29 protein-coding genes and 1 pseudogene are annotated in these 26,006 nt (G+C 44.4%); 10 read left to right on the forward strand and 20 right to left on the reverse strand.

Features of this window, described 5'->3' with window-relative positions; all coding sequences use genetic code 11:
* The first annotated feature begins 73 nt into the window (after window positions 1-73).
* Window positions 74-1,543, forward strand: a complete 1,470-nt coding sequence (locus tag CVD19_RS08060) for an aminotransferase class I/II-fold pyridoxal phosphate-dependent enzyme (RefSeq protein ID WP_101581341.1) — start codon at window positions 74-76, stop codon at window positions 1,541-1,543.
* A 102-nt stretch (window positions 1,544-1,645) separates the two neighbouring features.
* On the opposite strand, the gene CVD19_RS08065 is transcribed toward CVD19_RS08060, so the two are convergent.
* Entirely contained in the window at window positions 1,646-1,768 is a 123-nt protein-coding gene (locus CVD19_RS08065) for a GapA-binding peptide SR1P (RefSeq protein WP_101581342.1), read from the reverse strand.
* Window positions 1,769-2,014: 246 nt separating this feature from the next.
* Window positions 2,015-2,314, reverse strand: a complete 300-nt coding sequence (locus CVD19_RS08070) for a DUF3055 domain-containing protein (RefSeq protein WP_101581343.1) — start codon at window positions 2,312-2,314, stop codon at window positions 2,015-2,017.
* 147 nt (window positions 2,315-2,461) lie between these two features.
* Here CVD19_RS08070 and CVD19_RS08075 point away from each other — a divergent pair, with 147 nt between their 5' ends.
* Together CVD19_RS08075 and CVD19_RS08080 are read left to right on the forward strand one after the other, a co-directional pair.
* A complete protein-coding gene (locus tag CVD19_RS08075; RefSeq protein ID WP_101581344.1) occupies window positions 2,462-2,896 on the forward strand; it encodes a DUF1885 family protein in 435 nt (144 codons plus the stop codon).
* A gap of 65 nt (window positions 2,897-2,961) precedes the next feature.
* Window positions 2,962-3,294, forward strand: coding sequence for a hypothetical protein (locus CVD19_RS08080; RefSeq protein ID WP_101581345.1), 333 nt, complete (start codon window positions 2,962-2,964; stop codon window positions 3,292-3,294).
* 17 nt (window positions 3,295-3,311) lie between these two features.
* Here CVD19_RS08080 and CVD19_RS08085 read toward each other — a convergent pair whose 3' ends face one another.
* Entirely contained in the window at window positions 3,312-4,163 is an 852-nt protein-coding gene (locus CVD19_RS08085; RefSeq protein WP_101581346.1) for a polysaccharide deacetylase family protein, read from the reverse strand.
* Between the two features lie 111 nt (window positions 4,164-4,274).
* Window positions 4,275-4,511 (reverse strand): hypothetical protein, encoded by a 237-nt coding sequence (locus CVD19_RS08090; RefSeq protein WP_101581347.1) that lies wholly within the window; start codon window positions 4,509-4,511, stop codon window positions 4,275-4,277.
* A gap of 201 nt (window positions 4,512-4,712) precedes the next feature.
* Between CVD19_RS08090 and CVD19_RS08095 the strand changes: the two genes are divergently transcribed.
* Window positions 4,713-5,090, forward strand: coding sequence for a small peptidoglycan-associated lipoprotein (locus CVD19_RS08095; RefSeq protein ID WP_101581348.1), 378 nt, complete (start codon window positions 4,713-4,715; stop codon window positions 5,088-5,090).
* A 64-nt stretch (window positions 5,091-5,154) separates the two neighbouring features.
* Here the strand turns inward: CVD19_RS08095 and lpdA are convergent, their stop codons facing one another.
* The 5 genes from lpdA to CVD19_RS08120 form a co-directional block, all read right to left on the reverse strand.
* Window positions 5,155-6,561: a dihydrolipoyl dehydrogenase gene (gene lpdA, locus CVD19_RS08100; RefSeq protein ID WP_101581349.1), complete on the reverse strand. Its 1,407-nt coding sequence runs from the start codon at window positions 6,559-6,561 to the stop codon at window positions 5,155-5,157.
* Between the two features lie 3 nt (window positions 6,562-6,564).
* Window positions 6,565-7,908 (reverse strand): dihydrolipoamide acetyltransferase family protein, encoded by a 1,344-nt coding sequence (locus tag CVD19_RS08105; RefSeq protein WP_101581350.1) that lies wholly within the window; start codon window positions 7,906-7,908, stop codon window positions 6,565-6,567.
* A gap of 63 nt (window positions 7,909-7,971) precedes the next feature.
* A complete protein-coding gene (locus CVD19_RS08110) occupies window positions 7,972-8,949 on the reverse strand; it encodes an alpha-ketoacid dehydrogenase subunit beta (RefSeq protein ID WP_101581351.1) in 978 nt (325 codons plus the stop codon).
* 3 nt (window positions 8,950-8,952) lie between these two features.
* Complete coding sequence (gene pdhA / locus CVD19_RS08115; protein WP_101581352.1) at window positions 8,953-10,068, reverse strand: pyruvate dehydrogenase (acetyl-transferring) E1 component subunit alpha; 1,116 nt, start codon at window positions 10,066-10,068, stop codon at window positions 8,953-8,955.
* A gap of 606 nt (window positions 10,069-10,674) precedes the next feature.
* Window positions 10,675-11,349: a YkyA family protein gene (locus CVD19_RS08120; RefSeq protein WP_257985056.1), complete on the reverse strand. Its 675-nt coding sequence runs from the start codon at window positions 11,347-11,349 to the stop codon at window positions 10,675-10,677.
* Between the two features lie 271 nt (window positions 11,350-11,620).
* On the opposite strand from CVD19_RS08120, the pseudogene CVD19_RS08125 reads away from it, so the two are divergent.
* Window positions 11,621-11,725: pseudogene (locus CVD19_RS08125) on the forward strand (YjcZ family sporulation protein); the annotation flags it as partial.
* Window positions 11,726-12,016: 291 nt separating this feature from the next.
* Window positions 12,017-12,571, forward strand: coding sequence for a peptide deformylase (gene def / locus CVD19_RS08130; RefSeq protein ID WP_101581355.1), 555 nt, complete (start codon window positions 12,017-12,019; stop codon window positions 12,569-12,571).
* A 47-nt stretch (window positions 12,572-12,618) separates the two neighbouring features.
* On the opposite strand, the gene CVD19_RS08135 is transcribed toward def, so the two are convergent.
* Window positions 12,619-13,389 (reverse strand): Cof-type HAD-IIB family hydrolase, encoded by a 771-nt coding sequence (locus CVD19_RS08135; protein WP_101581356.1) that lies wholly within the window; start codon window positions 13,387-13,389, stop codon window positions 12,619-12,621.
* Window positions 13,390-13,411: 22 nt separating this feature from the next.
* Window positions 13,412-14,308: a DMT family transporter gene (locus CVD19_RS08140; protein WP_101581357.1), complete on the reverse strand. Its 897-nt coding sequence runs from the start codon at window positions 14,306-14,308 to the stop codon at window positions 13,412-13,414.
* A gap of 494 nt (window positions 14,309-14,802) precedes the next feature.
* Between CVD19_RS08140 and CVD19_RS08145 the strand changes: the two genes are divergently transcribed.
* Complete coding sequence (locus tag CVD19_RS08145) at window positions 14,803-15,015, forward strand: DNA-dependent RNA polymerase subunit epsilon (RefSeq protein ID WP_101581358.1); 213 nt, start codon at window positions 14,803-14,805, stop codon at window positions 15,013-15,015.
* 3 nt (window positions 15,016-15,018) lie between these two features.
* Window positions 15,019-16,686 carry a ribonuclease J1 gene (gene rnjA / locus CVD19_RS08150; protein ID WP_101581359.1) on the forward strand — a complete coding sequence of 556 codons (1,668 nt, stop codon included), beginning with the start codon at window positions 15,019-15,021 and terminating at the stop codon, window positions 16,684-16,686.
* Window positions 16,687-16,830: 144 nt separating this feature from the next.
* Here rnjA and CVD19_RS08155 read toward each other — a convergent pair whose 3' ends face one another.
* From CVD19_RS08155 to CVD19_RS08165, 3 genes are all read right to left on the reverse strand, one after another.
* A complete protein-coding gene (locus CVD19_RS08155) occupies window positions 16,831-17,955 on the reverse strand; it encodes an N-acetyldiaminopimelate deacetylase (protein WP_374702877.1) in 1,125 nt (374 codons plus the stop codon).
* Between the two features lie 87 nt (window positions 17,956-18,042).
* Window positions 18,043-18,753 (reverse strand): 2,3,4,5-tetrahydropyridine-2,6-dicarboxylate N-acetyltransferase, encoded by a 711-nt coding sequence (gene dapD, locus CVD19_RS08160; protein ID WP_101581361.1) that lies wholly within the window; start codon window positions 18,751-18,753, stop codon window positions 18,043-18,045.
* A 77-nt stretch (window positions 18,754-18,830) separates the two neighbouring features.
* Window positions 18,831-19,718, reverse strand: coding sequence for a LysR family transcriptional regulator (locus tag CVD19_RS08165; RefSeq protein ID WP_101581362.1), 888 nt, complete (start codon window positions 19,716-19,718; stop codon window positions 18,831-18,833).
* A gap of 110 nt (window positions 19,719-19,828) precedes the next feature.
* Here CVD19_RS08165 and CVD19_RS08170 point away from each other — a divergent pair, with 110 nt between their 5' ends.
* Window positions 19,829-20,566, forward strand: a complete 738-nt coding sequence (locus CVD19_RS08170) for a sulfite exporter TauE/SafE family protein (protein ID WP_101581363.1) — start codon at window positions 19,829-19,831, stop codon at window positions 20,564-20,566.
* A 127-nt stretch (window positions 20,567-20,693) separates the two neighbouring features.
* Here the strand turns inward: CVD19_RS08170 and CVD19_RS08175 are convergent, their stop codons facing one another.
* From CVD19_RS08175 to CVD19_RS08185, 4 genes are all read right to left on the reverse strand, one after another.
* Window positions 20,694-22,214 (reverse strand): MDR family MFS transporter, encoded by a 1,521-nt coding sequence (locus CVD19_RS08175; RefSeq protein ID WP_101581364.1) that lies wholly within the window; start codon window positions 22,212-22,214, stop codon window positions 20,694-20,696.
* Between the two features lie 125 nt (window positions 22,215-22,339).
* Window positions 22,340-22,786 (reverse strand): cyclic-di-AMP-binding protein CbpB, encoded by a 447-nt coding sequence (gene cbpB, locus CVD19_RS08180; RefSeq protein ID WP_101581365.1) that lies wholly within the window; start codon window positions 22,784-22,786, stop codon window positions 22,340-22,342.
* Between the two features lie 302 nt (window positions 22,787-23,088).
* The gene (locus CVD19_RS24630; protein WP_180953549.1) at window positions 23,089-23,256 is read right to left on the reverse strand and encodes a hypothetical protein; all 168 of its coding nucleotides are present in this window, start codon (window positions 23,254-23,256) and stop codon (window positions 23,089-23,091) included.
* Between the two features lie 88 nt (window positions 23,257-23,344).
* Complete coding sequence (locus tag CVD19_RS08185; RefSeq protein ID WP_101581366.1) at window positions 23,345-23,584, reverse strand: YkuJ family protein; 240 nt, start codon at window positions 23,582-23,584, stop codon at window positions 23,345-23,347.
* Between the two features lie 179 nt (window positions 23,585-23,763).
* Here CVD19_RS08185 and CVD19_RS08190 point away from each other — a divergent pair, with 179 nt between their 5' ends.
* Window positions 23,764-24,720 (forward strand): MBL fold metallo-hydrolase, encoded by a 957-nt coding sequence (locus CVD19_RS08190; protein ID WP_101581367.1) that lies wholly within the window; start codon window positions 23,764-23,766, stop codon window positions 24,718-24,720.
* 71 nt (window positions 24,721-24,791) lie between these two features.
* Here the strand turns inward: CVD19_RS08190 and CVD19_RS08195 are convergent, their stop codons facing one another.
* Together CVD19_RS08195 and CVD19_RS08200 are read right to left on the reverse strand one after the other, a co-directional pair.
* Window positions 24,792-25,499 carry a DUF3993 domain-containing protein gene (locus CVD19_RS08195; RefSeq protein WP_101581368.1) on the reverse strand — a complete coding sequence of 236 codons (708 nt, stop codon included), beginning with the start codon at window positions 25,497-25,499 and terminating at the stop codon, window positions 24,792-24,794.
* 222 nt (window positions 25,500-25,721) lie between these two features.
* Window positions 25,722-25,961, reverse strand: a complete 240-nt coding sequence (locus CVD19_RS08200) for a hypothetical protein (RefSeq protein WP_101581369.1) — start codon at window positions 25,959-25,961, stop codon at window positions 25,722-25,724.
* Window positions 25,962-26,006: the final 45 nt, after the last annotated feature.

The following is a 26,006-nucleotide window of genomic DNA, read 5'->3' on the forward strand; positions in this document are numbered from 1 at the left end:
ATAATTCATTTGTTTTATTATAGGCATCAGCCAGTTCATTTTCAATTATGGAGTAAAGAGGTGTATTGAAAAATTGTCACAAACAGAGACACCATTGTTCACCGGTCTCGTCCGGCATGCAAAAAAAAATCCAATCCAATTCCATATTCCCGGCCACAAAAAAGGAACCGGGATTGATCCTGAATTCCGCGAATTCATTGGCGATAACGCCCTGTCCATTGATTTGATAAATATAGGGCCCCTTGATGACCTGCATCAGCCGAAGGGATTGATTAAACAGGCACAGGATCTGGCTGCAGAAGCTTTTGGAGCGGATCATACTTTTTTCTCGGTACAAGGCACAAGCGGGGCGATCATGACAATGATCATGACAGTGTGCGGGCCCGGGGACAAAATCATTGTTCCAAGAAACGTCCATAAATCTGTCATGTCCGCAATTGTATTTTCAGGGGCGATACCAATTTTTATCCATCCTGAAATAGACGAGATTCTCGGAATCTCACACGGAATTACGACGGACGCGGTATCCAGGGCGCTCAAGCAGCATCCCGATGCCAAAGGTGTCCTCGTTATCAATCCAACCTATTTCGGCCTTGCAGCCGATCTGCAAAAGATTGTCGAGGTGGCCCATTCCTATGACGTACCTGTCCTTGTAGACGAAGCACACGGGGTACATATCCATTTCCATGATGAGCTGCCTGTTTCCGCGATGCAGGCGGGAGCCGACATGGCCGCAACCAGCGTGCACAAGCTTGGGGGCTCCATGACCCAGAGTTCAATCCTGAATGTTAAAGAAGGCCTGGTGTCTGCAAAACGCGTCCAGGCTATTTTAAGCATGCTTACAACCACATCCACATCCTACTTGCTGCTTGCTTCCCTGGATGTTGCCAGGAGAAGGCTTGCGACTGAAGGCAAGGAATTGATCGGACGCACCATCGAACTTGCACAATCAATACGGAAGCAAATAAACTCCATCCGGCATCTATATTGTGTTGGCGAGGAGATTCTCGGCACAGAGGCAACATATGATTACGACCCGACAAAGCTCATCATATCTTTAAGGAACCTGGGCATCAGCGGATACGATGCGGAAGTGTGGCTGCGAGAAAAATATAATATCGAGGTAGAGTTGTCCGATTTGTACAATCTGCTTTGCATTATCACACCAGGAGACACAGAAACCGAAGCACAGGTTCTTATCAAGGCACTTGAGGAGCTGTCAAAGGAGTTCAGCCTCCTTGCAGAAGAAGTTGAAGTAAAGGTTTTGCTGCCTGATATCCCGCTGCTCGCCCTGACACCAAGGGATGCCTTCTATGCAGAAACAGAACAAGTGCCTTTCGACGAGTCCGAGGGCCGTATAATCGCTGAATTTGTAATGGTATACCCGCCAGGAATCCCTATTTTCATTCCTGGAGAAATCATCACAGCCGAAAATCTGCATTACATCAAAAAGACTATCGAAGTAGGCCTTCCTGTCCAGGGGCCGGAAGATGATCAATTGAATTCCCTCCGGGTTATCAAGGAGCATAAAGCAATCAAATAAACCGTTTTTGGACAAGACGTACGCGGGTATCTACCAGTTCGCTGATGCCCGCGTTTTTTTTAAAAGAAAAAGCATGCCGAGGGGCATGCCCGTATTTGCTATTTAAATGTCCTCTATTTGTTCACCATCACAACAGTCACATTTCTTAGAGTACAGAACCGACACTTTTTCATCTTCAAAATGGTCAATTGTTGAATTGCAAGTTTGACAAATGATTGTTCCCATGTTTTCAAACCCCTTTTCATTCATAATTGATCAAGCAAATGAAAACGCTTTAAAATCTTTAAATTAATAATAATATAACACTATTTGAATTTCAAGCATAATTGTATAACATATTAATCTATTTTTAACATAATTATTCTTAACGATTCGAAACTTGTCCATAATAATACAGGTTAAATGGCTGCACCAATTTACTTTGTTTCCAAAAAAATAAAAACAGACCTCAGGTGGCCTGCTTTCCGGGCGTTACTCATATTGGGTTTCAAACGGAATGGATGGCAGGATTCCCTCAAAAAATTCTGCGAGATGTGCTGCCTGCTCAAGGTCCTGTATGCGGAACACCTGCTGCAAGTGTTCAAGATTTTCGATATCCTGCGGATCGAGGAGAGTTGAACGTCCAGTCTGCATGCAAACGACGAGAGGTTTTCCGAAAAACATATTCGTATATACGATCCCAAAATCATACCGCGAATGGTCTGTTACAAAACCGACAAATCGGACCTTTACGTTTTCATGTTCATCATAAAGCTTCTCGAACAGTTCCATCGGTCTCCTCCTTTATTTAAATATTTAGAATATTATTATAACTCATTCATACAACGCTTGCAAGTGATATCTTTAAATAACCTTTGTCACCGGAAATTATTCAATGATAAAATGGAAAATAGAAAAGGGATGGATAGGAGGATATACATGTCGAGTAATGCCTACATCAAGCTTGTTCCAGCTTCAGCGAAGCAGTCTGTATCAACGGATGAACTTAAGGAATTATTTACATACTATAAAAATATTACTTCGAAAACAGGCGACCAGGTTAAATGGCAATACGAGGAGTCGGCTTTCCCGTACGAAATCAAAGAAACAGAGGAAGGCAAAGGCTTATGGTTTTATCTTGAGTCAAATAATGACCGTTACGAAGCTATCCTGGTCGGAGTTGATTTTGAACAAATTCATGAAGACGATGGCTCAGTTCGGGAACAGCCATATATACAAATAACACTGCCGGAAACAGCAACGGTGGGGGACAAAGGCAAGGCTAATGAGTTTTGTAAATTCCTCGGGAAGAAACTGCAGGGCGAATTGCATTTATTTAATGGAAGAGTCATGTATTACTATCCGAGGAAGTAACCCGGTTTACCCATGTCCAGAGAACAGCCGCGGCTGTTCTTTATTATGTTTTAGGAGTGGTCATCATGCGCAGGAAACAGCTGATCATAACAGGTGTTTTAAGTTTGGTTTTTACGTTATTCACCCCTTTTATATTTGACGCCTATTTCGAAAAGAAACCTGATACATTGGAGCAAAACGTCAGCTTTGGTGCCCCATTTCCTTTCGTGCAAAACAAAATAACCCTGCCGGCGAATCAGGCAGAGTATCCAGTAGAGTTATCGTTTCAATCGCCGTTATCCGGTACCGGATTTCAGTTGATCCCTTTTCTGCTGTCCTTCACCTGTATCTATCTGCTTATGTTTTCATTGATTGGGATCCTGGTATATTACTTCAAGAGGGATGGACGGCCAGATTAGGAGGGCCGCCCATCTTTTTATGCCGGCTTCTCAATCAGGTCAGGATCGACAATGGTGAATCCGCGCGCTTGAAGCCCTTTCACTATATCCTCCAGTGCCTGGCTTGTCCAGGGACGGTCATGCATCAACAGGGTTGCCCCGCTCCGTAACAAGGGCGTGTCCACCATGATTTTAGCTATAGCTTCCTTCGTCTGGTATTCCTTCTCCCAGTCATATCCGTAAGTCCAATTCATCAACACCATTTTTTGTTCAGCGGCCACTTGTCGGGAAATATCAGTGTTTGCCCCGAACGGAGCACGGAAAAATTTGGGCCGTTCCCCTGTAATGGACTCGACCCTGTCATTTAAGGACACAATTTGCTGCCTCTGCTCCTGTTCGCTTAATTCCGTCAGCTTTTTATGGTTAAAAGTGTGGTTGCCGATTGGGAATCCGAGCCGGTTTATTTCCTTTAACTCAGCTTCTTTTTCGGGGGTAGTGAGAAAATGTCCGTTGACAAAGAAAATCGCTTTAACCCCAAGCCGTTGAAGAGTCCTTGCCATTTCCAGCGCATGCTTGTCAGGGGCGTCATCAATCGTAAGAAGAACTGGCTTTACAGCCTGGTTGGCTAAAGGTTCTACAGCCCAGTTGGCGGGGTTTATTCTGTATTCCGGCTTCTTTGGAAGTGCGGCTTCCAAATCGCCATATGCTTGAGATTGGTTCACTGCCTTTTCATCACTCTTGGAAACTGATTTTGCCTGTTCACGCTCTACAGTGTTTGCATGCTGTTTTGCTTCTCTGTCCGGTTCCGGCTTCGTTGTTTCCGTGGAATTGCAGGAACTTACCAGAAATACAAGGAATGCTATGATGCAATACATGGTCAGCTTTTTCATGCTTTGTCAGTCCTTCCTGAAAGCAAGTCTGTTTTGATGTTATCATTGATAACACATTTCGCCAAGCAAGGACAATTGCTTCCATAACAAGTAAGCAAATCAGTCGCTTCATTACATTATCGCCAGGGTGAAATGAAATGAAGCGTATAAACCCAGGCTTAATATTGTCGTAAAGAGCGTCTTTTTTGCCGACTTCATGATATAGTTTCCCACTACCACCGCCAGGTAAAAAAACACAAAGAACATGATAACGTTATAGACCGGCTGGTCATGTTTTGACAGCCATTCCATAAAGGTATATCCGCTCCAAATCATCATTTGCAATAGCATTACCGTATATACTCTCATCTAGGCCCACCACCATTTTTTCAAACCGCCATGACCGGGATATAATCCCGTGGTTGTACTAGTATATGTAGAAAAACTTTGGTTATTTTTCATTTATGTAACATTTAAATGACAAACCCTGGTTAATATATTTACTGTGATAATATGGACAAAACGGGACCAGTGTTTATCCGTGAATTTTGAAAAAAGTGAGGCAAAGAAATGAAAGGCCTGTCTTTTGTTTTAGCCACTTCTTTTCTATTAATGACTACTTCATGCATTCATCCTGATGAAACGGATGAACCCGTATTTGACAAGAATGTGAAACATATCCTTTTTTTCTCCGATGATTCCGATTACCGGCAAGAAGCCCCCTATTACGATGCCATTATTGAATTAAAAAAAGAATTCCCCAATGAGATCAACAATATGAAAGTATTTAGCGAACCTGGTGCGAAAAAATATTTTGAGGATTTTAATGTAGAAAAAAGCCCGGCGATTATGGTTATATATAATGACGAGGTCATGGTAAGCGTAGACGGCAGAGTTTCTAAAGAACAGATTGTCAAACCAGTTACCCAGGTGCTGGAACCAGAATGAAAGCATAAAAAAGTCCTTTCCAGATTGGAAAGGACCTTTTTGTCGCCGAAATGTGCAGCTCTTTTTATAATATGTGGATGGGGTTGCCAAGGGCAACTTCTGCTGCTTCCATTGTAATTTCCCCGAGTGTCGGGTGCGCATGGATGGTCATTGCAAGATCTTCTGCAGTCATTCCTGCTTCAATTGCGAGCCCTAGTTCTGCAATCATGTCTGATGCATTAGGACCTGCGATCTGGGCACCAATGACAAGGCCATCTTCCTTGCGTGTGACAAGCTTCAGGAAGCCGTCACTCTCATTGAGTGAAAGGGCGCGTCCGTTAGCAGCAAATGGGAACTTCGCAGCCTTCACTTCAATCCCTTCGTCTTTAGCCTGCTTTTCGTTGTATCCAACGGAAGCCAATTCTGGATCAGAGAATACAACCGCAGGAATAGCCAGATAATCAATTTCAGAAGAATGGCCAGCAATTGCTTCAGCTGCAATTTTGCCTTCGTATGAAGCTTTATGTGCAAGCGGCGGGCCTTCTACAACATCACCAATCGCATAAATATTGCTGACATTCGTCCTGCATTGCTTGTCGATTTTGATGATGCCGCGCTCGCCAAGCTCAACGCCTGCCTGCTCGAGGCCAAGTTCATCGGTGTTTGGCTTGCGGCCGACCATGACGAACACATAATCTGCTTCAATGCTGTGTTCTTCGCCTTTTGCCTCGTATTTTACGATTACGCCGTCTTCTTTTTCCTCAACGCCTTTAGCCAACGCCTTTGTGATAACCTCTGCACCTTTTTTCTTAAGGTTGCGTTTTACAAGGGCAGACATTTGCTTTTCGAATCCGCCAAGAATTTCATCGGCACCTTCAAGGATGGTTACTTTCGTGCCGAAGCTCGCATATGCACCGCCAAGTTCTGTTCCGATATAACCGCCGCCAATGACGACAATGCTCTTTGGCAGCTCCTGCAGGTTAAGGGCACCTGTCGAATCGAGGACGCGCTTGGAAAATTTGAATGCAGGGATTTCCAACGGGCGGGAGCCAGTCGCAATAATCGCGTTTTTAAACGTGTAAGTCTGGGCTGAGTTTTCATCCATGACACGAAGTGTGTTCGCATCGACAAAATAAGCTTCCCCGCGGACGATGTCGATTTTATTGCCTTTCAGAAGGCCTTCAACACCACCAACCAGTTTCTTTACGACACCGGATTTAAACTCCTGGACCTTCGAGAAATCCAATTTAACGTTTTCTGCTGTCACACCCATTGATTCGGAATGCAACGCATTTTCATAGCGGTGTCCTGCAGCGATCAGCGCCTTTGATGGGATGCAGCCTACATTTAAGCAGACGCCGCCAAGGTTGGCTTTTTCAACTATGGTTACTTTCTGTCCAAGCTGGGCAGCGCGGATGGCTGCCACATATCCGCCGGGACCGGCACCAATGACAAGAGTATCAGTTTCGATTGGGAAATCTCCAACTACCATTTATTACGCCTCCATTAACAATAGTTCTGGATCGTTCAACAAGCGTTTAATGTGATTCAATGCATTTTGTGCTGTAGCTCCGTCGATCATCCTGTGGTCAAAGCTTAAAGATAATGCCAGTACTGGAGCGGCAACAATTTCTCCGTCCCTTACAATCGGCTTTTCTGCAATGCGCCCGATTCCAAGAATGGCTACCTCAGGATGGTTAATAACTGGAGTGAACCATTGTCCTCCGGCAGAACCAATGTTTGTGATCGTGCAGGAAGCACCCTTCATTTCGTCCGGGGCCAATTTCCCTTCACGCGCTTTTCCGGCAAGCTCATTGATCTCATTGGAGATCGTGAACACGGACTTGCGGTCAGCATCCTTAACAACCGGTACCAACAAGCCTTTATCTGTATCAGCGGCAATTCCAATATTGAAATAGTGCTTATGGATGATTTCGCTTGTTTCATCATCCAATGAGGTATTCAATACAGGGAATTCACGCAATGCGCTTGTTAATGCTTTTACCACATATGGAAGGAAAGTAAGCTTTATACCCTTGGCTGCTGCAACATCTTTGAACTTTTTGCGGTGTGCAACTAGCTTGGTCACTTCTACTTCGTCCATTAACGTAACGTGCGGAGCAGTATGCTTGGAATTAACCATTGCTTTCGCAATTGCTCTGCGGATTCCGCTCATCTTTTCACGTGTTTCAGGGTATTGTCCCTGCGGAACGGCTGCAGCTTGAGGAGCTTCCTTCGGTGCAGCTGCCGGCGTTTCTGCTGCTGGAACTTCTGCGGCTGCCGGAGCCCCGCCTTTCATGAAGTTTTCGATGTCTTCTTTTAATACCCGTCCATTGTTTCCTGTTCCGGCTACACCGCGGATATCTACACCTTTTTCGCGTGCGTATTTACGGACAGACGGCATGGCGATTACTCTGCGGTTAGGATCCACTTCAGGCTGCGCAATTGCACCCGCGCCAGTCGCATCCGCTGTTTCAGGAGCTTTCGTTTCATCTTTCTTGATATCCTGTCCAGCCTCCAGGGTGGACTGCACTTGTGCTTCTGTTTTGGCTGTTGCAGCCGGAGCTTCTTCCTCGCCTTTGAACTTCAAATCTTCATAGCCAGGTGCATCAAATGTAATCAATACCTGCCCTACAGTTGCAACTGTACCTTCCTCGACTAAAACCTCTTCAACTGTTCCAGCTACCGGGGACGGAATTTCTACTACCGCTTTGTCATTTTGCACTTCACAAAGCACATCGTCTTCCTGCACCTTATCTCCGGGCTTGACGAACCACTTGACTATTTCACCTTCGTGAATGCCTTCACCAATGTCCGGCAATTTAAATTGAAATGCCACTGGATTTCAACCTCCATTTATATGTCTCGAATTATTTCCATGTTTGGACAATCTTTGATGGAATTAGAAAGTAAGTACTTTTTTCGCCGTTTCAATTATATCTTTATAATTTGGCAGCCAGACTGCTTCAGCTTGTGAGAACGGGAATATAGTATCCGGCGCAGCAACCCGCAATACAGGTGCTTCAAGGCTTAAAATAGCGCGCTCACTAATTTCGGCAACGATCTGCGCTCCCATGCCGGCTTGTTTTTGTGCTTCCTGGACAACAATCACCCTGCCTGTCTTTTCAACAGAAGCAATAATCGTTTCAATATCAATAGGCATAACAGTCCGCAGGTCAATCACTTCAACAGAATGACCCTCTTTTTCAAGCTCTTCTGCTGCCTTTAACGATTCATGCACCATGGCACCATAAGTGACAATGGTTAAATCGGTTCCTTCACGCTTCACATCTGCTTTTCCGATCGGGATAGTATATTCTTCCTCAGGCACTTCCTGGCGGAACGAACGGTACAGCTTCATATGCTCAAGGAAGATAACTGGATCATTGTCACGGATTGCGGAAATCAATAATCCTTTTGCATCATAAGGCGTAGAAGGTATGACTACCTTTAATCCAGGCTGCTGGGCAACCAGTCCTTCAAGATTGTCCGCATGCAGTTCTGGTGTGTGAACGCCGCCGCCGAATGGTGAACGGATTGTAATCGGAGATGTGTAACGGCCGCCTGAGCGGTAACGCATACGTGCCATTTGCCCGCTGATCGCATCCATTACTTCGAATACGAAACCAAAGAACTGAATTTCCATTGCCGGGCGGTAGCCTTGCAGGGCAAGACCGATCGCCAATCCGCCGATGCCTGATTCCGCCAATGGAGTATCAAAAACCCGGTCTTCCCCAAATTCCTTTTGAAGCCCTTCAGTAGCACGGAAAACGCCGCCGTTTACCCCAACGTCTTCCCCGAAAACAAGGACGTTCGGGTCGTTGCGCAATTCGGTGCGCAGCGCATCTGTAATCGCTTGAATCATTGTCATTTGAGCCATTGGTTACTTCGACTCCTTCTCTTTATATATTTCATATTGTTCTTTCAAGTGGCTTGGCATATCTTCATACATGATTTCCATTAAATCAGTCACTTTTTGCTTAGGTGCCTCGTCCGCTTTTTTAATAGCATCCTTAATGTCTTCTTTTGCTCTTTCGATGACTTCATTTTCCTTCTCTTCGTTCCAAAGCCCTTTCTTTTCAAGGAATGTACGGAAACGGACCAATGGATCCTTCTTCTCCCATTCATTGTCAAGGTCAGCAGTACGATAACGGGTTGGATCGTCACCTGCCATGGTATGAGGGCCATAACGGTATGTCAGCGTTTCGATCAGCGTCGGGCCTTCTCCATTAATTGCGCGCTCGCGGGCTTCACGAACTGCAGCATACACGGCAAGAGGATCCATTCCGTCGACCTGGATCCCTGGGATTCCGGCAGCTACTGCTTTCTGGGCAATCGTTTTGGCAGCAGATTGTTTTTCGACAGGTGTGGATATTGCAAAACGGTTGTTTTGTACGATGAAAATAGCCGGAGCCTTGAATGCACCTGCAAAGTTGATTCCTTCGTAAAAGTCACCTTGAGAAGCGCCGCCATCTCCTGTGTAAGTGATCGCGACCGATTTTTTTCCTCGTTTTTTCATTCCAAGCGCCACACCGGCAGCCTGGATGTACTGGGCACCAATGATGATCTGCGGAGAAATGACATTTACACCCTCAGGCATTTGGTTGCCATGGTAATGTCCGCGTGAGAATAAAAATGCCTGATAAAGCGGAAGGCCGTGCCAGATTAATTGTGGAACGTCACGATAGCCTGGCAGTATAAAATCTTCCTTTTCAAGCGCGAATTGAGAGGCCAGCTGGGATGCCTCCTGCCCCGCAGTTGGGGCATAGAAACCAAGTCTCCCCTGGCGGTTCAATGAAATAGAACGCTGGTCAAGTATTCTTGTATATACCATGCGTGTCATTAATTCCTGAAGCTGCTCATCGGAAAGATCGGGCATTGCCGCTTCATTTACGACTTCTCCTTCTTCATTTAGAATCTGGAAAGTTTGAAACTGATCTTCAATATTCCCGAGCTGCTTTACAGCATCAGTCTGTGCATTTTTTGTTTTAGATGCCATGTTCGTCACCTCTTCCTTTCTTTAAAAAAAACATTGATTTGGTTGGATATACAAAACTAGGTTACCCAAAAATATTGGAATCTTCCCCATAACGAAAACGCTTGCTTGACCTGTGTACAATGCCGGCTTCCTCTATTATGCTTCCGGTCAGCGGCTTCATTTAAGGGGTACATAGCTAAAACCCATATAATGTGCAATTAATGGGCATGGAATCTATGATGAGGCTGTATTGTTTGGCGCTGGACAAACCTTTATGTAGTTTTCCACATCTGGGCACATAAAAACCACTTTATTCACCCAAAGGGCTTTCCTAATACTGTATCAGTCAAAGAAGCCACCAAATTAATACAATCAACTCTGTCGAAATTTAGTTTACATTATTTATTTTCAATACGTCAATTACTTAGCTTCGAGTTTTTTTCGTTTAAACACTGTTGTAATATTGTTTTTACCTTTCATGAACTGTATTACTACAAAATTTATATCTGTATTATCATAGATTGGCATCAACATGTTCCGGCTCCAGTTAACCGATTTTCGAATATACATTTTTTAGCAAAAAAAGAACCGGCAACCCATGCTGTCGATTCTTTTTAACTCCAAAGATTATTTATTTTTTCCGGATTTTACTTTCAAACCCGCTTCTTTGTAAAATGCAAGCTTTTCTGTGTTGTATTTTTCTGTTTGCGCGTTAAATTGCTCATTTGCTTTCAGTACTTTTTCATACGTTTCATTCACTTTATTGATTTGTGTTTCTAATTGCTCCATTGTAAGGTCTTTATTTTTAAACATTCCGTAAAGCTGTTTATCATGCTCAAGACCCTTTGTATAGCTGCCATATAATTCATCATGGATTTTGTACCGTTCAGACATCGTTTTATATAAAGTATTGGCCTGCTTCTTTAAACCTGGTTCCTCGATATCATCGATTATCCCAGTCACCTGTTTAAATTCTTTCTCGGAAGCCTTGATGCTTTCTTGTTCTTTATCCATGTGTTTCTTTCTTTGATCCACGATTTCAAGAGCTTCATCAGCGAGAGAGACAATTTTATCGTACTCTTTCAATCCTAGCGAAATAATCTCTTCGTAAATCTGCTTTTCTTTCTTCTCAAGCTCGACGAGCGGATCCTGCTGCTCTTCAAAAGTTTTCTCTATCTCAACTACCTTTTCTAATTCACCAAACATTTTTTCCGCCGGAGTTTGCCTGTTGATACATCCCGGCAAAAGAAGCGCTCCCGCAAGAACCAGGAAAAAGATACGGCTTTGCATTAATTTAGACAATTTTAAACCTCCTAACATTCGACCAATTTTACTATATCGATAGTTTCGCTTTTTGACAATAGCAGGCGGTGCCATTTCCGGCATCACGATCGAAGGGGGGCTTGCCGTTTCGTGGATGATATTCTTTTGAAGAAAATATATGGCTGGGCGGCAGCCTATACCTAATTTTAAATATCAACATAGTCTGTAGTAATCGCCCGTTTTAACGGTGCGGCAAATGTACAAAAGGGGGAGGTTTTCCTATATGTATGGTTACTATGGAGGCTGCGGGTATGGATACCCGGCCTATGGGGCAGGTTATGGCAAAGGCTTTGCTTTAATAGTAGTATTGTTTATTCTCCTCATTATTGTTGGCTGCGCATGCTGGAAATTTTAAATGCGCGGGGGAAGGTGTATACGGCACCTTCTCTTTTGTTTCGAAAAGGGGCGGAGCTGTGCTGAATACAGGGTTAAATACGTATATTGCAAAAAATAAAGCGGTCTTCATCACCAGTAATCAATTGGCTTCGCTCACACCGCCTTGTGTCTGCGGATATACAATTATCTTTCCATCATTGGGATGGGATGGAGACTAATGACTGTTTTTAGTGATTAACAATTGGCATCGGTTTTGTTAGACTAAAAAATACATAACTATAATTGTAAGTAAAAACAGGAGTGTGTCTGAATGTTAACAATGGATGACATCGTGCGTGACGGCCATCCGGTATTGCGCCAAGTGGCGAAAGAGGTTTCATTGCCTGCTTCCGCTGAAGATCGAAACATACTGTCAAGCCTGCTGGAGTATGTTATAAACAGCCAGGATCCTGAAATAGCCCAGAAATACGGGCTCCGTCCAGGTATAGGACTGGCAGCGCCACAAATAAATATATCGAAACGGATGATTGCGGTCCATCTTCATGATGAAAAGGGCACCCTGCATAGCCACGCAATCTTTAATCCCAAAATTGCCAGCCATTCAGTGGAACGGGCTTATTTGACATCAGGCGAAGGATGCCTCTCAGTCGATGAGGCGTATCCCGGTTACGTGCCAAGATACGCACGCGTCACCGTAAAAGGAACTGATATTGAAGGGAACGAAGTGAAGCTGCGTTTAAAAGGGCTGCCGGCAATCGTGTTCCAGCATGAAATTGACCATTTGAACGGCATCATGTTTTATGACCATATCGATCAAGATGATCCATTTAAACCCGTCCAAAATGCCATACCCATTGAACGGTGACCGAGAAATGAAACAGCCGGATGCCCTTTTGGCTCCCGGCTGTTTTTTTAAATCAATCCGATTTCTTTAAGGCCGTGCATGATGCCCCCACTGCTGACATCCTTCGTGACCAGGTCCGCATGGCTTTTTACTTCGTGAACCGCATTTCCCATTGCAATCCCCGTACCGACTGTCTGCAGCATTTCGATATCATTCAGCCCATCTCCGAAAGCATATGCATCCTCCAGCTTAAAACCAAGTCTGCTCATCATTTTTTTGATCCCTTCTGCCTTGGAACCACCTGCGGGCAATATATCCGTTGAATGAGGGTGCCATCTGATCAGCCTGAACTTATCATATCCTGAAACATACTCATGCTCCTCGTCCTCCCCGCAAAAGAGGAGCGCCTGATAAATTTCCCGGTTTATATAAAAATGCCTGTCCTCTTCCGGATGGGGGAATTTCAGTGTGCCCAAACTCTGTTCAATGTGTTCATGATGTTGGACGCTTGCTTTCATCGTCCTATCATTCATGAACACAAGGGGATGGCCATTCGTTTCAGCATGCTGCAAAAGTCTCTCGATTTCCTGCTGCTCCAGTGGATTCCTGTATATTACTTCATTCTCAAAAACCACAAATTGTCCGTTGAAGCTTACAAAAGAATCGATATCAAGCTCCTGGCGCAGGCTTTCAAACATAAATGGAGCCCTTCCCGTCGCAATCGCGACAAAAATCCCTTCTTCTTTCAGCTGCCGAATGCCTTCTTTTGTTGAAGCCGGAAGCAGTTTATCATGGTCAAGCAAAGTTCCATCAATATCAAAGAATACAATTTTTTTCATAGTAACTCCTTTTCTGAGAAGATCAGGCGGCCATTTTGGTCTTCTTTTTCCCTCTCTCCATCGCAGTTGAAATATACACACCAAGAAATATTACGGCGAGACCGGCCAACATCGACATGTGGATGCTTTCTTCGAGGAGCATGGCTCCCCAAACAATGGCAGAGACAGGGACCAAATATGTAACGAGCGAGGCGAATTCCGGGCTTCCCTCTTTAACAAGGTAGTAAAACAATAAATAAGCGGCACCGGATCCGAGTGAACCCAGCCCTAGAAGAGGAATTATCGTTTCGAGCCTCACAAGCTTCAGCAAGGATTGTGGTTCAAGCAGCACCATGATCATAAAGCTCACTGCAGCCGCCGCTGTTAACGTATAAAAGGAAATATGCGTTACCGGCAGGTCAGTTAAATGCTTTTTCGTCAGCTGTGTACCGGCCCCGTAACAGAGTGCTGCCCCAAGCATCAGTAATACTCCGGCAGTGTTCCCTGTCAAAAACTCGCCCGGCCGGATATCAGACAATATAATGATTCCAATGAACCCTAACCCGATGCCAATCCAATGGTTCTTTTTCAGGATTGAAGAAAAAAATAAAAACCCGATTATAAGCGTCCATATGGGCGTGGTGGCATTTATGATTGATGCAAGGCTGGAGGAGATTTTAGTTTCACCGAGCGAAATCAACAGCCATGGAAGAGCATTATTCATAAATCCGACAGCAAATATCTTCCCGGTGTATTTTCTTTCCGGCACAAGCTTCTCTTTTCTGTATAGCATTACCGCACCAAGAAAAATCATCCCGAATAGGCATCTCCCGAACACAACAGCAGAAGGTCCGAGCGAGTCAAGCAAAACCTTAATAAACAAAAATGATGTTCCCCATATCAAGCTCAGCATGATCAACGCCGTGTACAATTTGCCCAAGCTTATCCCCCTATTCTACAACAATTTCTGGGCTCCCCTGTATCCAATGAAGCTCAAGTGAAACACCAAATTCTTAACAAATTTAGCACTTCCATGTTTAACCACGAAAAATTCACCTAATTAATCATATAATATAATTAAAAAAGAGAGCCAGAAAAATTTTTGCTGTATAAAATTCCCTTGATTACTTTACTTTGGACAAGGAATGTTTAAAATAAGAAGTAAGGAGATGATCCACTATGTTAAAGAAGCTAAGGAAAAAGCTTTTAAAACAGTGGAATGATTTGCTTCGAAAAAAATCCATTGCGTAATTGATGAGCCCTTCAAACTTGCGAAGGGCTCCTTCCTTATTGTAAATTGGAACACAGCAGACAATATCTCCCCAAATCCTTTTCCAGGTTTTGGCACTTGTAGAGTTTTTATAAAAACAATGAAAAAAATGTTAAATTTTTATATAATAGAAAAAGTTATTTTTCGATTAAGGAGAGAAATTCATGATTTTTAAAGTTTATTACCAGGAATCCATCAAGCAGGCCCCTGTACGTGAAAAAACAAAAACGATGTACGTTAAAGCGGATTCTGAAAGGGCAGTCCGGACAAAGCTGTCAAACCGGCCTTATAATATTGAGTATATTCAATCTGTAGAGGGTAAATATTTTGAATATGAAAAGCAAAAAGAAGACTTTCAAGTATTGGAGATAGGATAATTTATGAAATTTGTAAAAAATGACCAGACAGCTGTATTTGCCCTTGGAGGGCTGGGGGAAATAGGCAAGAACACATACGCGGTCCAGTTTCAGGATGAGATCATTTTAATTGATGCAGGGATCAAGTTTCCTGAAGATGAGCTTCTAGGCATTGATTATGTGATTCCTGATTACTCTTACCTCGTGAAAAATGAAGAAAAGATCAAGGGACTGTTCGTCACGCATGGCCATGAAGACCATATTGGCGGCATACCTTACCTTCTCAAGCAAATCAACATACCAATTTATGGAGGCAAGCTGGCCCTCGGTTTAATCCGGAACAAACTGGAGGAGCATGGACTTCTTCGCCAGACAAAGTTGCATGAGATTGAGGAAGACGATGTAATCAAATTCAGAAAAACATCCGTTACATTCTTCCGGACGACACACAGCATCCCTGATTCTTACGGGATCGTTGTCAAGACACCTCCCGGCCAGATCGTCCACACCGGTGACTTCAAATTTGACTTCACACCTGTAGGAGAGCCTGCCAATCTGACAAAAATGGCAGAAATCGGCAAAGAAGGTGTCTTATGCCTGTTATCCGACAGCACAAACAGCGAGGTTCCAAATTTTACAATGTCCGAACGCCGGGTTGGCGACAGCATCCATGATATTTTTCGGAAAGTGGACGGGCGCGTCATATTTGCTACATTCGCATCGAATATCCACCGGCTTCAACAGGTGACCGAAGCAGCTGTTGCAAATGGAAGAAAAATTGCCGTATTTGGACGGAGCATGGAAGCGGCAATAGACATTGGCCGTGACCTTGGTTACATTCGTGCGCCAAAAGATACATTCATAGATGCACAGCAAATTAACCGCCTGCCTGCAAACCAGGTAACCATCTTATGTACAGGCAGCCAGGGCGAGCCAATGGCGGCCCTGTCAAGGATCGCAAATGGGACGCACCGCCAGATCCAAATCATCCCCGGTGATACCGTTGTATTTTCATCTTCTCCGATTCCTGGAAACACAATCAGCGTCAACAGGACGATCAACATGCTTTTCAGGGCCGGAGCCGACGTAATACATGGAAAATTAAGCGATATCCATACGTCCGGGCACGGCAGCCAGGAAGAGCAGAAACTAATGCTCCGCCTAATCAAGCCGAAGTTTTTCATGCCGATCCACGGTGAGTACCGGATGCAGCTTATGCACTCCAAGCTTGCTGTTGATTGCGGTGTTCCTGAGGAAAACTGCTTCATAATGGATAACGGCGAGGTGCTGGCCCTGAGTGAGAACGAAGCTCAGGTAGCAGGCAAAATTCCATCCGGCAACGTTTATATTGATGGCAGCGGTATCGGCGATATCGGGAATATCGTCCTGCGCGACCGGAGAATCCTGTCAGAAGAAGGGCTTGTCGTGGTCGTCGTAAGCATCAATATGAAAGACTTTAAAATTGCTGCCGGGCCTGATATCATCTCCCGCGGATTCGTTTATATGAGGGAATCCGGTGACTTGATCAACGATGCCCAGAACCTGATTACAAAACATTTAAGCAAGGTGATGGAACGCAGGACAACACAATGGTCAGAAATCAAAAATGAAATCTCTGATACCCTGTCCCCATTCCTTTATGAAAAAACTAAGAGACGGCCAATGATCCTTCCGATCATTATGGAAGTGTAAAAAGAAATAAAGAAACCCGCTTTGGATCAACTCCAAAGCGGGTTTCTTTCATTTGCAGCCGGGAGTGCCGCCATCTTTTTGCAGTCCAGTCAATGGCTGAAGCTGTGTAGAATGTGCTGATAAGCCAATTGCTTCACAATGTAATCAGTTGATTTTATATTCAATGTAATTACTGAGCAAAGTAATCGCTGTTTCGATGGCTTTTTCATCAGGATTCAGCTTTGAGTGATGAAGCCCGAATTCCGAGCCTGCCCCCAGCCAGAACATAAAGCCGGGAATTTCCTTCAGCATGTAACCGAAGTCTTCCCCGGTCATTGCTTCCCGGCTTTTAACGAACTGGATCCCGCTTGATGATTTTGTAAAATCAATAAACTCATTTGTCAGTGCTTCATCATTGTACACCTGATGGTACATAGAGCCGAAATCAACTTCGGCCTTGCATTGATAGCCAACTTCAATACCTCTGATAAGGGCTAGAATCCGTTCTTTAATCTTTTTCATCGACTCAGGCGATAACGTCCTGATGGTACCTTCGAGTCTCGCGGTCTCAGCAATAATATTTTGGACTGTTCCCCCAGTAATCTTGCCGATTGTCACAACGGCACTGTCCAACGGATCAACATTCCTTGATACGATGGATTGAAGCTGTGTTACGAGGCTGCAGGCTGCCACAACCATATCATTGGTGTTATGCGGATAGGCAGCGTGTCCGCCTTTTCCTGTCAAATCAATGAACAGCTCGGAAGTATTGGCAAACAAAAGGCCCGGCTTAGTTGCGACCGTTCCTGCAGGGTATTCAGGCGCAATATGCAAGGCAATGACCATATCAGGCTTCCACAGCTTCATGATCTCCGTTTTCAGCATCGGTTCTGCTCCGCCCGGCCCTTCTTCCGCCGGCTGAAAAATGAATAACAGATTATCATTTACAGGATTTTCAACAAAGTAAGTGATCAGACCCAGTGCAATACTCATGTGGACGTCATGGCCGCATGCATGCATCATCCCCGGGTGAAGCGATTGATAGCTGAGGCCGGTTTCTTCCGTAATCGGGAGGCCGTCGATATCTGTGCGGTACGCGATTGTTTTTTCTGGATGAAGGCCTTTAATTCTGACAAAAATCCCTGTTTCCCAGGTCTGAATTTCGATTCGTGCCTGGTCGAGGGTGTTGAGATAATCAAGCAAATAAGCCTGTGTCTTAAATTCCTGAAACCCAAGTTCCGGGATTTTATGCAGATCACGCCTGATCCTCACAAATTCTGAAAGCTGCAGCAAAGAAAGTCACCCTTTCGATTCACGTCGTGAAAACTTTTGGGATATATAGTAAGAAAGCGTGGATGTACCATCCACGCTCCCGTTTTAAAGCTGACGAAGTTCCTGTTTAATTTCAGTCTTTGACTTCGTCTTTTCATCAATTTCCTTAATGACACGCGCAGGAGTTCCTGCCACAACGGTGTTGGGAGGAACATCATCGACGACGACCGCCCCGGCGGCGACTACAGCGCCTTTGCCAACGGTGACGCCTTCGAGAACCACTACGTTCGCCCCGATGACAACGTCGTCTTCTACTACTACAGGCTTGGCAGACGGCGGCTCGATCACCCCGGCAAGGACAGCACCCGCCCCTATGTGGCAGTTTTTCCCCACTGTTGCGCGGCCGCCAAGCACAGCATTCATGTCAATCATTGTTCCTTCGCCAATAACGGAACCAATATTGATTACGGCACCCATCATGATCACTGCGTTATCACCAATTTCGACCTGGTCACGGATAATGGCACCTGGCTCAATACGGGCTTTTATGTTTTTTGTGTTTAATAAAGGAATGGCAGAATTCCTGCGGTCATCCTCAACTACATACTCGTCAATTTCTGACTGGTGTGCTTCAAGAACAGGGTTGATTTCAGACCATTCGCCGAAAATGACACCAGTATTCCCGGTTAAGAAAGTCTTAGTGCCGGCTCCAAAATCAATCCCCTCAAGGTTTCCTTTTAGATAAACCTTTACAGGTGTTGCCTTTTTGCTATTTTGGATAAACGAAATAATTTCATTAGCATCCATCATTTTCATTTTAAAATCCTCCTGATATGTATTTGGCTAGGAATTACTTTATCAAACAAAAGAATGTAAAACAAGAAAAATGGTGATTATTGTACCTCGGTTTCTTCTATATGCTCTTTAATAATATCAATAAACGCCTGTACCTGTTTAAGCTGGAACGCTGATTCATAGCCAAGAAGCCACGTATCTCTTTTGATTGGCTGATTTTGCTGGTCCAATAGAGGTATTTTAAAGATATTTTTTTCAGCACCGTTTAAAGTAATGGCCGGCAAAATGGCATATCCGATCCCGTTAAATGTCATTTGTTTGCATGTTTCTATCTGGTCGACAATGACCGTCCTCTTTGGAGCGGTCTGAAACTGGCGCAGCCACCAATCCTGGATTTCCTGATAGTAGTTTGAATCGCTCTTAAATTGGATAAATGGCCTGTCGGTATCGAGCACCTGTTCGACACGGGTGATTTCGGTGTCCACAAGGTAAAGGCTGTCTTTAAAGAGATGGATTTTAACACCTTTCCAGTCAGGTGTGCCCCGAATGATCCCGATATGGACCTGGTCATCATACAGTGTTTTAAGAATTTCGCTGCTCCAGCCGGTGATAAGCGAAATTTTCGCCTGTGGATATCTGTTCACAAATTTTTTCAAAACCTGGGGCAGCCAATTTTGTCCGACGATTGAAGCGACAGCTATTTTAAGTGTCCCGTGAACCTCGGATTCTAGTGCATTGATGGATTCCCTGACTTTGTCTTCCCTGACAATCACATCATTTACGAATTGAATGACAAGCTCACCTGCCGGAGTGAGCGACAACCCTTTCTGGGACCTGATAAAGAGTTTGGAACCCCATTCTTTCTCGATGTTCTGCAACCGTTGGGACAAGGCAGGCTGCGAGACGAATAATCGTTCAGCGGCTTTTCGCATATTCATTTCCTGCGCAAGTACCGATAAAAGATGGAATTCAGATAGAGCGGACATGTTCAATACCTTCTTTTATAAGTTTTTCTTATATTATATATTAATATTAATAAAATATCATTATGTATAAGATAGCGATATAATGTGTTAGGAAGAAAGGGGCGGGAACGATGACAATACTGTTATTACTATTGATTGGATTTGCGGCTTCCTTCATCGGCACGCTTGCCGGCAGCGGCGGTTTGATTGGCATGCCGTCCATGCTGTTGATTGGTGTACCAATCCACTCAGCTATAGCTGCCGCCAAGTTCTCTAACATTTTCAGTTCCTTTTCGAGCTTTTTATTTCTTTTGAAAAATAAGAACATAACGATCAAGGAGGTATCCAAAACGGCTCCATTTGGTTTGGCCGGAGGAATCAGCGGCGGAATGATGGCTAACGCGATAAATGAAGACACCATGACAATAATCGCCGTAGTGTTGCTCTCTTTTGCACTGATCATGGCGTTAATGAAAAAGCCATCTGAAGCAGAAACCGGGAATCCGGGCATTAACTGGCCTGTCTATCCTGCTCTGTTTGGAATTGGTGCATATGACGGCATGTTCGGGCCGGGCCAGGCAACATTGCTTATGCATACCTTCATTCACAGTGGTTTTACATATATCAAGGCAATGGCGTTCACCCGGTTTCAAACCTTCATAAGCTGCTTTGGTTCATTCTTCTCTTTTTTGGCCGCTGGTAATTTTGACCTTCAAACAGCTGTTTTCCTGGCATCTGGCTCGTTTCTTGGTGCCCAGACGGCTGTAAGGTTGGCTGGCCGTATTTCGCCAATATACCTGAAAAGAATGCTCCATCTGGTGACGATCCTGTTAATCATTCAGCTCACATACCGCCTTATTGTTCATTAGGCTGTTGCTGGCTGCGTTTTCGGATCGCGAGGCGCTATGATTGGCGACCCTTGTTTCGTTTCCGGGCCGGCTTCCCCCTTGTTGATGCGCAGAAGATACCTGATGCAAAAAAATAAAGCCCCGGGCATCAAGCGGGGCTTTGTTCATGTTTTGGAAGCAATAAGATTAGTATGAGGCTGATGGCAGCAAATAATAAGACTCCTATATATACTGAATGGAGAGACAATGTCAATGCTTCTTGTAAAATCGATTTTACCTCAGCCGGAAGGTTATTACTTTCAGATTCATTTAATAAAAGGTTGGCAGAATCGACTGAAAGGCCTTTCCCCTCATCTCCGGCTTGCTCAATGTATGCCATGATCCTGCTGTTAAGAATACCGCCGAGAAGTGCGGCACCGATCGTATTGCCCAGGTTGCGCATGAACATATTGGCTGCAGTTGCAATCCCGCGCTGCTGCCATGGGACGGAGCTTTGAATGGAGACAATGAAGGCAGTGGAAGTCAGCCCCATGCCTGCACCGACGAAAAATGACCCGGCTGCCGCCCACAGCGGCCCGGCTTCAGGTGACAGGGTAACAAACATTATGCTTCCAACAATCAATGAAAATGCTCCAATCAATGAAGTTTTTCTATATCCGAGGCCGAGAATCATTCGTCCAGCTGCCGTGGAAGCAATCGGCCAGCCGATTGACATAGCTGTCAGCGCAAAACCGGCAACAATTGGCGACCGTTCCATCACGCCCTGCACGAAAGCCGGCAAAAAGCTTGAAATGCCGATCAGCATGACCCCTGTGGTAAGAGACGTCATGTTCGCGACGAAAATGGTGCGTTCTTTCCATATATTGAACGGCATCATCGGTTCCGTTGCCCTTTTCTCCTGCAGGAAAAACAGTATGAAAGCAGTGATGCTTAAAACAGATAAGCCAACTGCCGGAAACGAGCTCCACGCCCAGTTTGTGCCTCCTTCAACCAGCAGGATCATTAAAGAGCTTATCGACAGCGTAAGCAGCACCGCTCCAGCATAATCAATCTCATGCTTTTTCTTCTCGACATTTTCATCGAGGAACAGCCAGAGCCCGACAATAGCAAGGAGTCCTAGCGGCACATTGATCCAGAAAACAAAGCGCCAGCTGAAGTATTCAACAAGCAAACCGCCGAGTGCCGGCCCCATGATCGCTGAAATCCCCCAGACACTTGATAAGTAACCCTGGATTTTCGCCCTTTCCTCCCTGGTGTATATATCACCTACTATCGTCGTGGCGATAGGCATAACCGCCCCTGCCCCAAACCCCTGTATAAGCCTGAAAAGAATCAATTGCTCCATCGATCCGGCCATACCGCACAAGACAGATCCAATTAAAAAAACCAAGATCCCAAAAAATAAAATTGGTTTCCGGCCGAACAGATCCGATAATTTCCCGTAAATTAATACGGTTACAGAATTCATCAATAAATATGCGGAAAACACCCAGCTATACAATGAAAAATCACTTAGCTCACCGACAATCGCAGGCATCGCGGTCGACACAATCGTCGCTTCCACGGCACCCATGAACATTGCCAGCATGACAGAGGCAAGCACTAGCGGCCGCCTTGTTTTTCGGTTCTCTTTTTGTTCAAGATTGGTTGTTTTTGCTGCCTCTCCCATTCTTTCACCTCTAATGTATATCAAATTTCCTTATCCACCCCCGCCGGGTGTTCTGCCAGTTGCAAATTTTCAGCTTTCACAAAGTAAAAATTCAGCCCCCGATGTTTTCGGGAGCTGGTTCACGATTATTTTCTATTAAGTTTCCGGACATGTTTATTCAGGTGCTGGAGCACAGATCTCCTCGTAAGTATTCCTTCAAAAATTCCCCCGGCATCTTCAACACAAAGAAAAGGGTGGTCAACAAGCAAATCCAATGAAGATTTTAACTCGGAATCAATTCTGACTCTTGGAATGGACCGGTTCATCACTTCTTCGACCCGTTTTTGTTCAAGCTGTTCGAATTCAATCCGTTCCAAGCCGAGGATGGCATCCATAATAATAGGCGTGCTAATGAGGCCAAGCAGGTGAAAGTGGGCATTTAGGACTGGCACCGCAGTATAGCCGCTTCTTGTCAGCACAAGCAAGGCGTGCTCAAGGCTGTTTCCTATCTGTACATGTGCGACCCGTTCCGAGGAAATCATTAAATCTTTAATATTTAATTCTAAAAATTCTCCGCTTTGAAGGCTTATCATTGGCGAAAACTCCTCAAAATGAATTTGTTTCAATCTCATTTTAACATAGTTTCCGGCAATATATTTTTTACTTTCACCCTTTGCTCGTATGAACGTTTTTTACCCAGTAGTTGCATGAAGGGCATCTGTAAATGACATTCTGGTTTGACTGTGCAATCAACACCCTGTCCAATTCCGCCTGTATCCCGCATTTAGGACATTTGACAACCGGCAGCATTTTTATTCTCACCCCGCTTTAGCTTTAGGGTTCTCACATGCACCGGCTGGCATGCAGGAATGTCGGCTACACGAGGCCTGCATGGTTAGCCCTTCGGTTTTTTAAGCTGTTGTTCAAGCACTTGCTTCAATTCCTCAATGGCTTTCCTCATTTTCATTACTTCTTTTTTCGTATTGATGAGGTCAGCGAGAATGAGCAAAAGAATGAACAAAATGATTACCGTAAGAAGAGTCAGCACCGCAATCACCCTCATATGTATTTTCCTCATTGTACCATATTTTTTGCTGTGAAGATGAGCTTCAAATAAAGAAAGGAACCTCTGTCAGGTTCCTCTCTCATCATTATTGCTGGATCAAATCAAAAATTTCAATGGTAATCATATCAATGTTGTCGAATTGATATTTCTTTGGCTTCTCTTTTTCGTTGTATACTTCGAGCTCAAATGTTTCAGTTTTTGGATGGTAGGTAACCTGGCATTTTCGTTCGCCATTTACCTCAAAAAAACGCTGGGCGGGCTCTCCCCCGTTTGATTGTTCCTGAAGGCTTTTTAACCTCGTAATAATACCTTGAAGCTGTGACATGCTCTCTCTCCTTTCAAAGCAAAAACAATCATCTATCAATAGGTTTCTCTTTTGACATGTTTCTATCCGCGTGCAGCGAATTTTGAATATTCTGGCGTATTTCTTTACATGTCAATATTATCAGCATAAAATAATGACATGCATTTGTACAAGCAAAAGGTTGAAAAGGGAGTGATTTTTTGAAAATGCCTGTGGAAATCGCGGAAAATGTTTTTTTAATTGACGATTTCGACCTCCAAATGGAAGAACGGACCGGCACATACGTATTGAATGAAGAACAATTGACGCTGATTGAAACATCAGCCAGCCCCTCAATCCCATATGTACTGAAGGGGCTTGAAGCGCTTGGTTTTTCACCCGTGCAAGTTAATTACATCATCGTTACCCATATTCACCTGGACCACTCTGGAGGGGCGGGATTAATGCTTAAGCATTGCCCAAATGCAAAAATCGTCGTCCATCCGAAAGGGGCACGGCATCTTGCTGACCCTTCAAGGCTGGTTGCCGGAGCACGGGCGGTATACGGAGACAAATTTGACGAGTTATTCGACCCGGTACTGCCTGTTCCGGAAGACCGGATCATCACTAAAGCCGACCGTGATACCCTTGAAATTGGCGCTGGCTGTACACTGTCCTTCTATGACACCCCGGGACACGCCAACCACCACTTTAGCATCCACCATATGAGTTTGAACGGACTATTTGCCGGGGACACAGCAGGCATCTACTATCCGCAGCTTCATCGTGCAGGGATTGAATTATACTTGCCCTCCACTTCACCAAATCAATTTGACCCGGAAAAAATGCTAAAATCACTTGCTCTGTACAAGGATTTGGCAGTTGAAAAGATCTTCTTCGGACATTTTGGAATGTCGGTAAATACGGAAGAGGTATACCGCCAAATCAGTTGGTGGCTGGATGTTTTCGTGAAGGAGTCGCAATCAGCCCTTTTAGTGGCAATGGATGCCAATGAAGCAATACAAGAGACATCAACCAGGTTGAAAGAAGCTGTCTTCGATCACTTGAAAGAAATGGGGATAAACGAAAGCGATCCGGTTTTTGGGCTGCTTGCACTCGATTTAGATGTCAGTTCAATGGGATTGATTGACTATCTATCCAAAAAACAAAGCCAGTAATAGAAAAAAGGTGTCTGCAGGGACACCTTTTGTCATAAGCATCAGTGATCATATCACCTGCGCTTGTTATCCTATTCTAATTCGAACGCAACATCATTCTGAACGCGGGAAGTATCTAAATACGAAAAAATCGTTTCAGGGCTTTTGCTGCCAATTAATGTCCCATACTGAATCAAGGAAGACATTGGGCTCATTCCGAGGGCCAAGCTGGCAGCTGGAGAAAATAAATCGGCTGCTGGCTGATAAATGTATGTCTTCTCACTAGCCACCGCATTTGGATAAGCCTTTTGGATCACCTTGTCGGGGAGGCCATCATAAAAGTAGTCGGCCACCTTCCACTCTCCTTTTTCTTTTACCAGCTTTATACCTTCATAATGGCTGTCAAAGCTTACCGGACCCTCATCGGATGCCGGAAAATATTCTAATACATAAATTTCATTGTCCATGTGGACCACTTTGGTCGCATCAGAAAATGCATAAAATGGAATAAAATACGGAGCGAAATCCGAGCCATATGTACGGTAGCTGCCGCCCGTGCTAATCACATTTTCCTGTATGAACATTTGTTTGTAACGGTTAGTAAAATATGGCTGCAACACTTGGTCTACCTCTGCGGCCGTCCGGTCCTTTTCGCTTAAGGACACCTGCGCTTCGAAAGCTTGCCCAAGAAATTCAAAAACACTCTCCCTGTCTGAAAGCGTGGTCTCTGCTGATGGCTGAACCGGCACAATGAGCACTAATATTGCAAGTAAAATGAATAATAGCGGCTGCTTGTCCATCCCATTCTCCCTTCCGATTGTCGATAATCTTAATTTGAGCAATAATCATGGCAGGTCATCAGTTTTATCGTTCGTTTAACAAACTACATTTTTTGACAGAATTTGTAACGTCCTATCCTTTACCCGGAATATTTCGGGCATTAACACAAAAATGGGAAATTTTAAAAAAGGGGTAAAACTGCCCAGAAACAATTACAGGATCTCCTGACAGCGGAGACCCTTTCACGATCGGGTGGCCATTGCAAATACACAGATCATCAGAATGGCCAAGAGAACAAACATGATATATCCCAAAAACACAGGATTCCTTCGAACAATGTGCTCCTGCACTTGAATGGGTATTTTCGAATCAATATTTTCTTTCACTTTTTTTTGCCCTCGCGCCAAGTTCCAGGTGTATACGAATGAAAATAACATGACACCGACTGACAGGACTGTCAGGATCCACGTAAACTGGCTCATCAGTAATGCTCCTTTAGGATAGATGGTTTACATATAAATTGTGCT

Source organism: Bacillus sp. T33-2 (assembly GCF_002860205.1).
In the GTDB taxonomy this organism is placed as follows: domain Bacteria; phylum Bacillota; class Bacilli; order Bacillales; family Cytobacillaceae; genus T33-2.

Coding starts and splice junctions, on each gene's coding strand:
- CVD19_RS08065 (WP_101581342.1), bottom strand. CDS start 1,768: ATGGGAACAATCATTTGTCAAACTTGCAATTCAACAATTGACCATTTT.
- CVD19_RS08070 (WP_101581343.1), bottom strand. CDS start 2,314: ATGGAACTGTTCGAGAAGCTTTATGATGAACATGAAAACGTAAAGGTC.
- CVD19_RS08075 (WP_101581344.1), top strand. CDS start 2,462: ATGTCGAGTAATGCCTACATCAAGCTTGTTCCAGCTTCAGCGAAGCAG.
- CVD19_RS08080 (WP_101581345.1), top strand. CDS start 2,962: ATGCGCAGGAAACAGCTGATCATAACAGGTGTTTTAAGTTTGGTTTTT.
- CVD19_RS08085 (WP_101581346.1), bottom strand. CDS start 4,163: ATGAAAAAGCTGACCATGTATTGCATCATAGCATTCCTTGTATTTCTG.
- CVD19_RS08090 (WP_101581347.1), bottom strand. CDS start 4,511: ATGAGAGTATATACGGTAATGCTATTGCAAATGATGATTTGGAGCGGA.
- CVD19_RS08095 (WP_101581348.1), top strand. CDS start 4,713: ATGAAAGGCCTGTCTTTTGTTTTAGCCACTTCTTTTCTATTAATGACT.
- lpdA (WP_101581349.1), bottom strand. CDS start 6,561: ATGGTAGTTGGAGATTTCCCAATCGAAACTGATACTCTTGTCATTGGT.
- CVD19_RS08110 (WP_101581351.1), bottom strand. CDS start 8,949: ATGGCTCAAATGACAATGATTCAAGCGATTACAGATGCGCTGCGCACC.
- pdhA (WP_101581352.1), bottom strand. CDS start 10,068: ATGGCATCTAAAACAAAAAATGCACAGACTGATGCTGTAAAGCAGCTC.
- def (WP_101581355.1), top strand. CDS start 12,017: ATGTTAACAATGGATGACATCGTGCGTGACGGCCATCCGGTATTGCGC.
- CVD19_RS08135 (WP_101581356.1), bottom strand. CDS start 13,389: ATGAAAAAAATTGTATTCTTTGATATTGATGGAACTTTGCTTGACCAT.
- CVD19_RS08145 (WP_101581358.1), top strand. CDS start 14,803: ATGATTTTTAAAGTTTATTACCAGGAATCCATCAAGCAGGCCCCTGTA.
- rnjA (WP_101581359.1), top strand. CDS start 15,019: ATGAAATTTGTAAAAAATGACCAGACAGCTGTATTTGCCCTTGGAGGG.
- dapD (WP_101581361.1), bottom strand. CDS start 18,753: ATGAAAATGATGGATGCTAATGAAATTATTTCGTTTATCCAAAATAGC.
- CVD19_RS08165 (WP_101581362.1), bottom strand. CDS start 19,718: ATGTCCGCTCTATCTGAATTCCATCTTTTATCGGTACTTGCGCAGGAA.
- CVD19_RS08170 (WP_101581363.1), top strand. CDS start 19,829: ATGACAATACTGTTATTACTATTGATTGGATTTGCGGCTTCCTTCATC.
- CVD19_RS08175 (WP_101581364.1), bottom strand. CDS start 22,214: ATGGGAGAGGCAGCAAAAACAACCAATCTTGAACAAAAAGAGAACCGA.
- cbpB (WP_101581365.1), bottom strand. CDS start 22,786: ATGATAAGCCTTCAAAGCGGAGAATTTTTAGAATTAAATATTAAAGAT.
- CVD19_RS24630 (WP_180953549.1), bottom strand. CDS start 23,256: ATGAGGGTGATTGCGGTGCTGACTCTTCTTACGGTAATCATTTTGTTC.
- CVD19_RS08185 (WP_101581366.1), bottom strand. CDS start 23,584: ATGTCACAGCTTCAAGGTATTATTACGAGGTTAAAAAGCCTTCAGGAA.
- CVD19_RS08195 (WP_101581368.1), bottom strand. CDS start 25,499: ATGGACAAGCAGCCGCTATTATTCATTTTACTTGCAATATTAGTGCTC.
- CVD19_RS08200 (WP_101581369.1), bottom strand. CDS start 25,961: ATGAGCCAGTTTACGTGGATCCTGACAGTCCTGTCAGTCGGTGTCATG.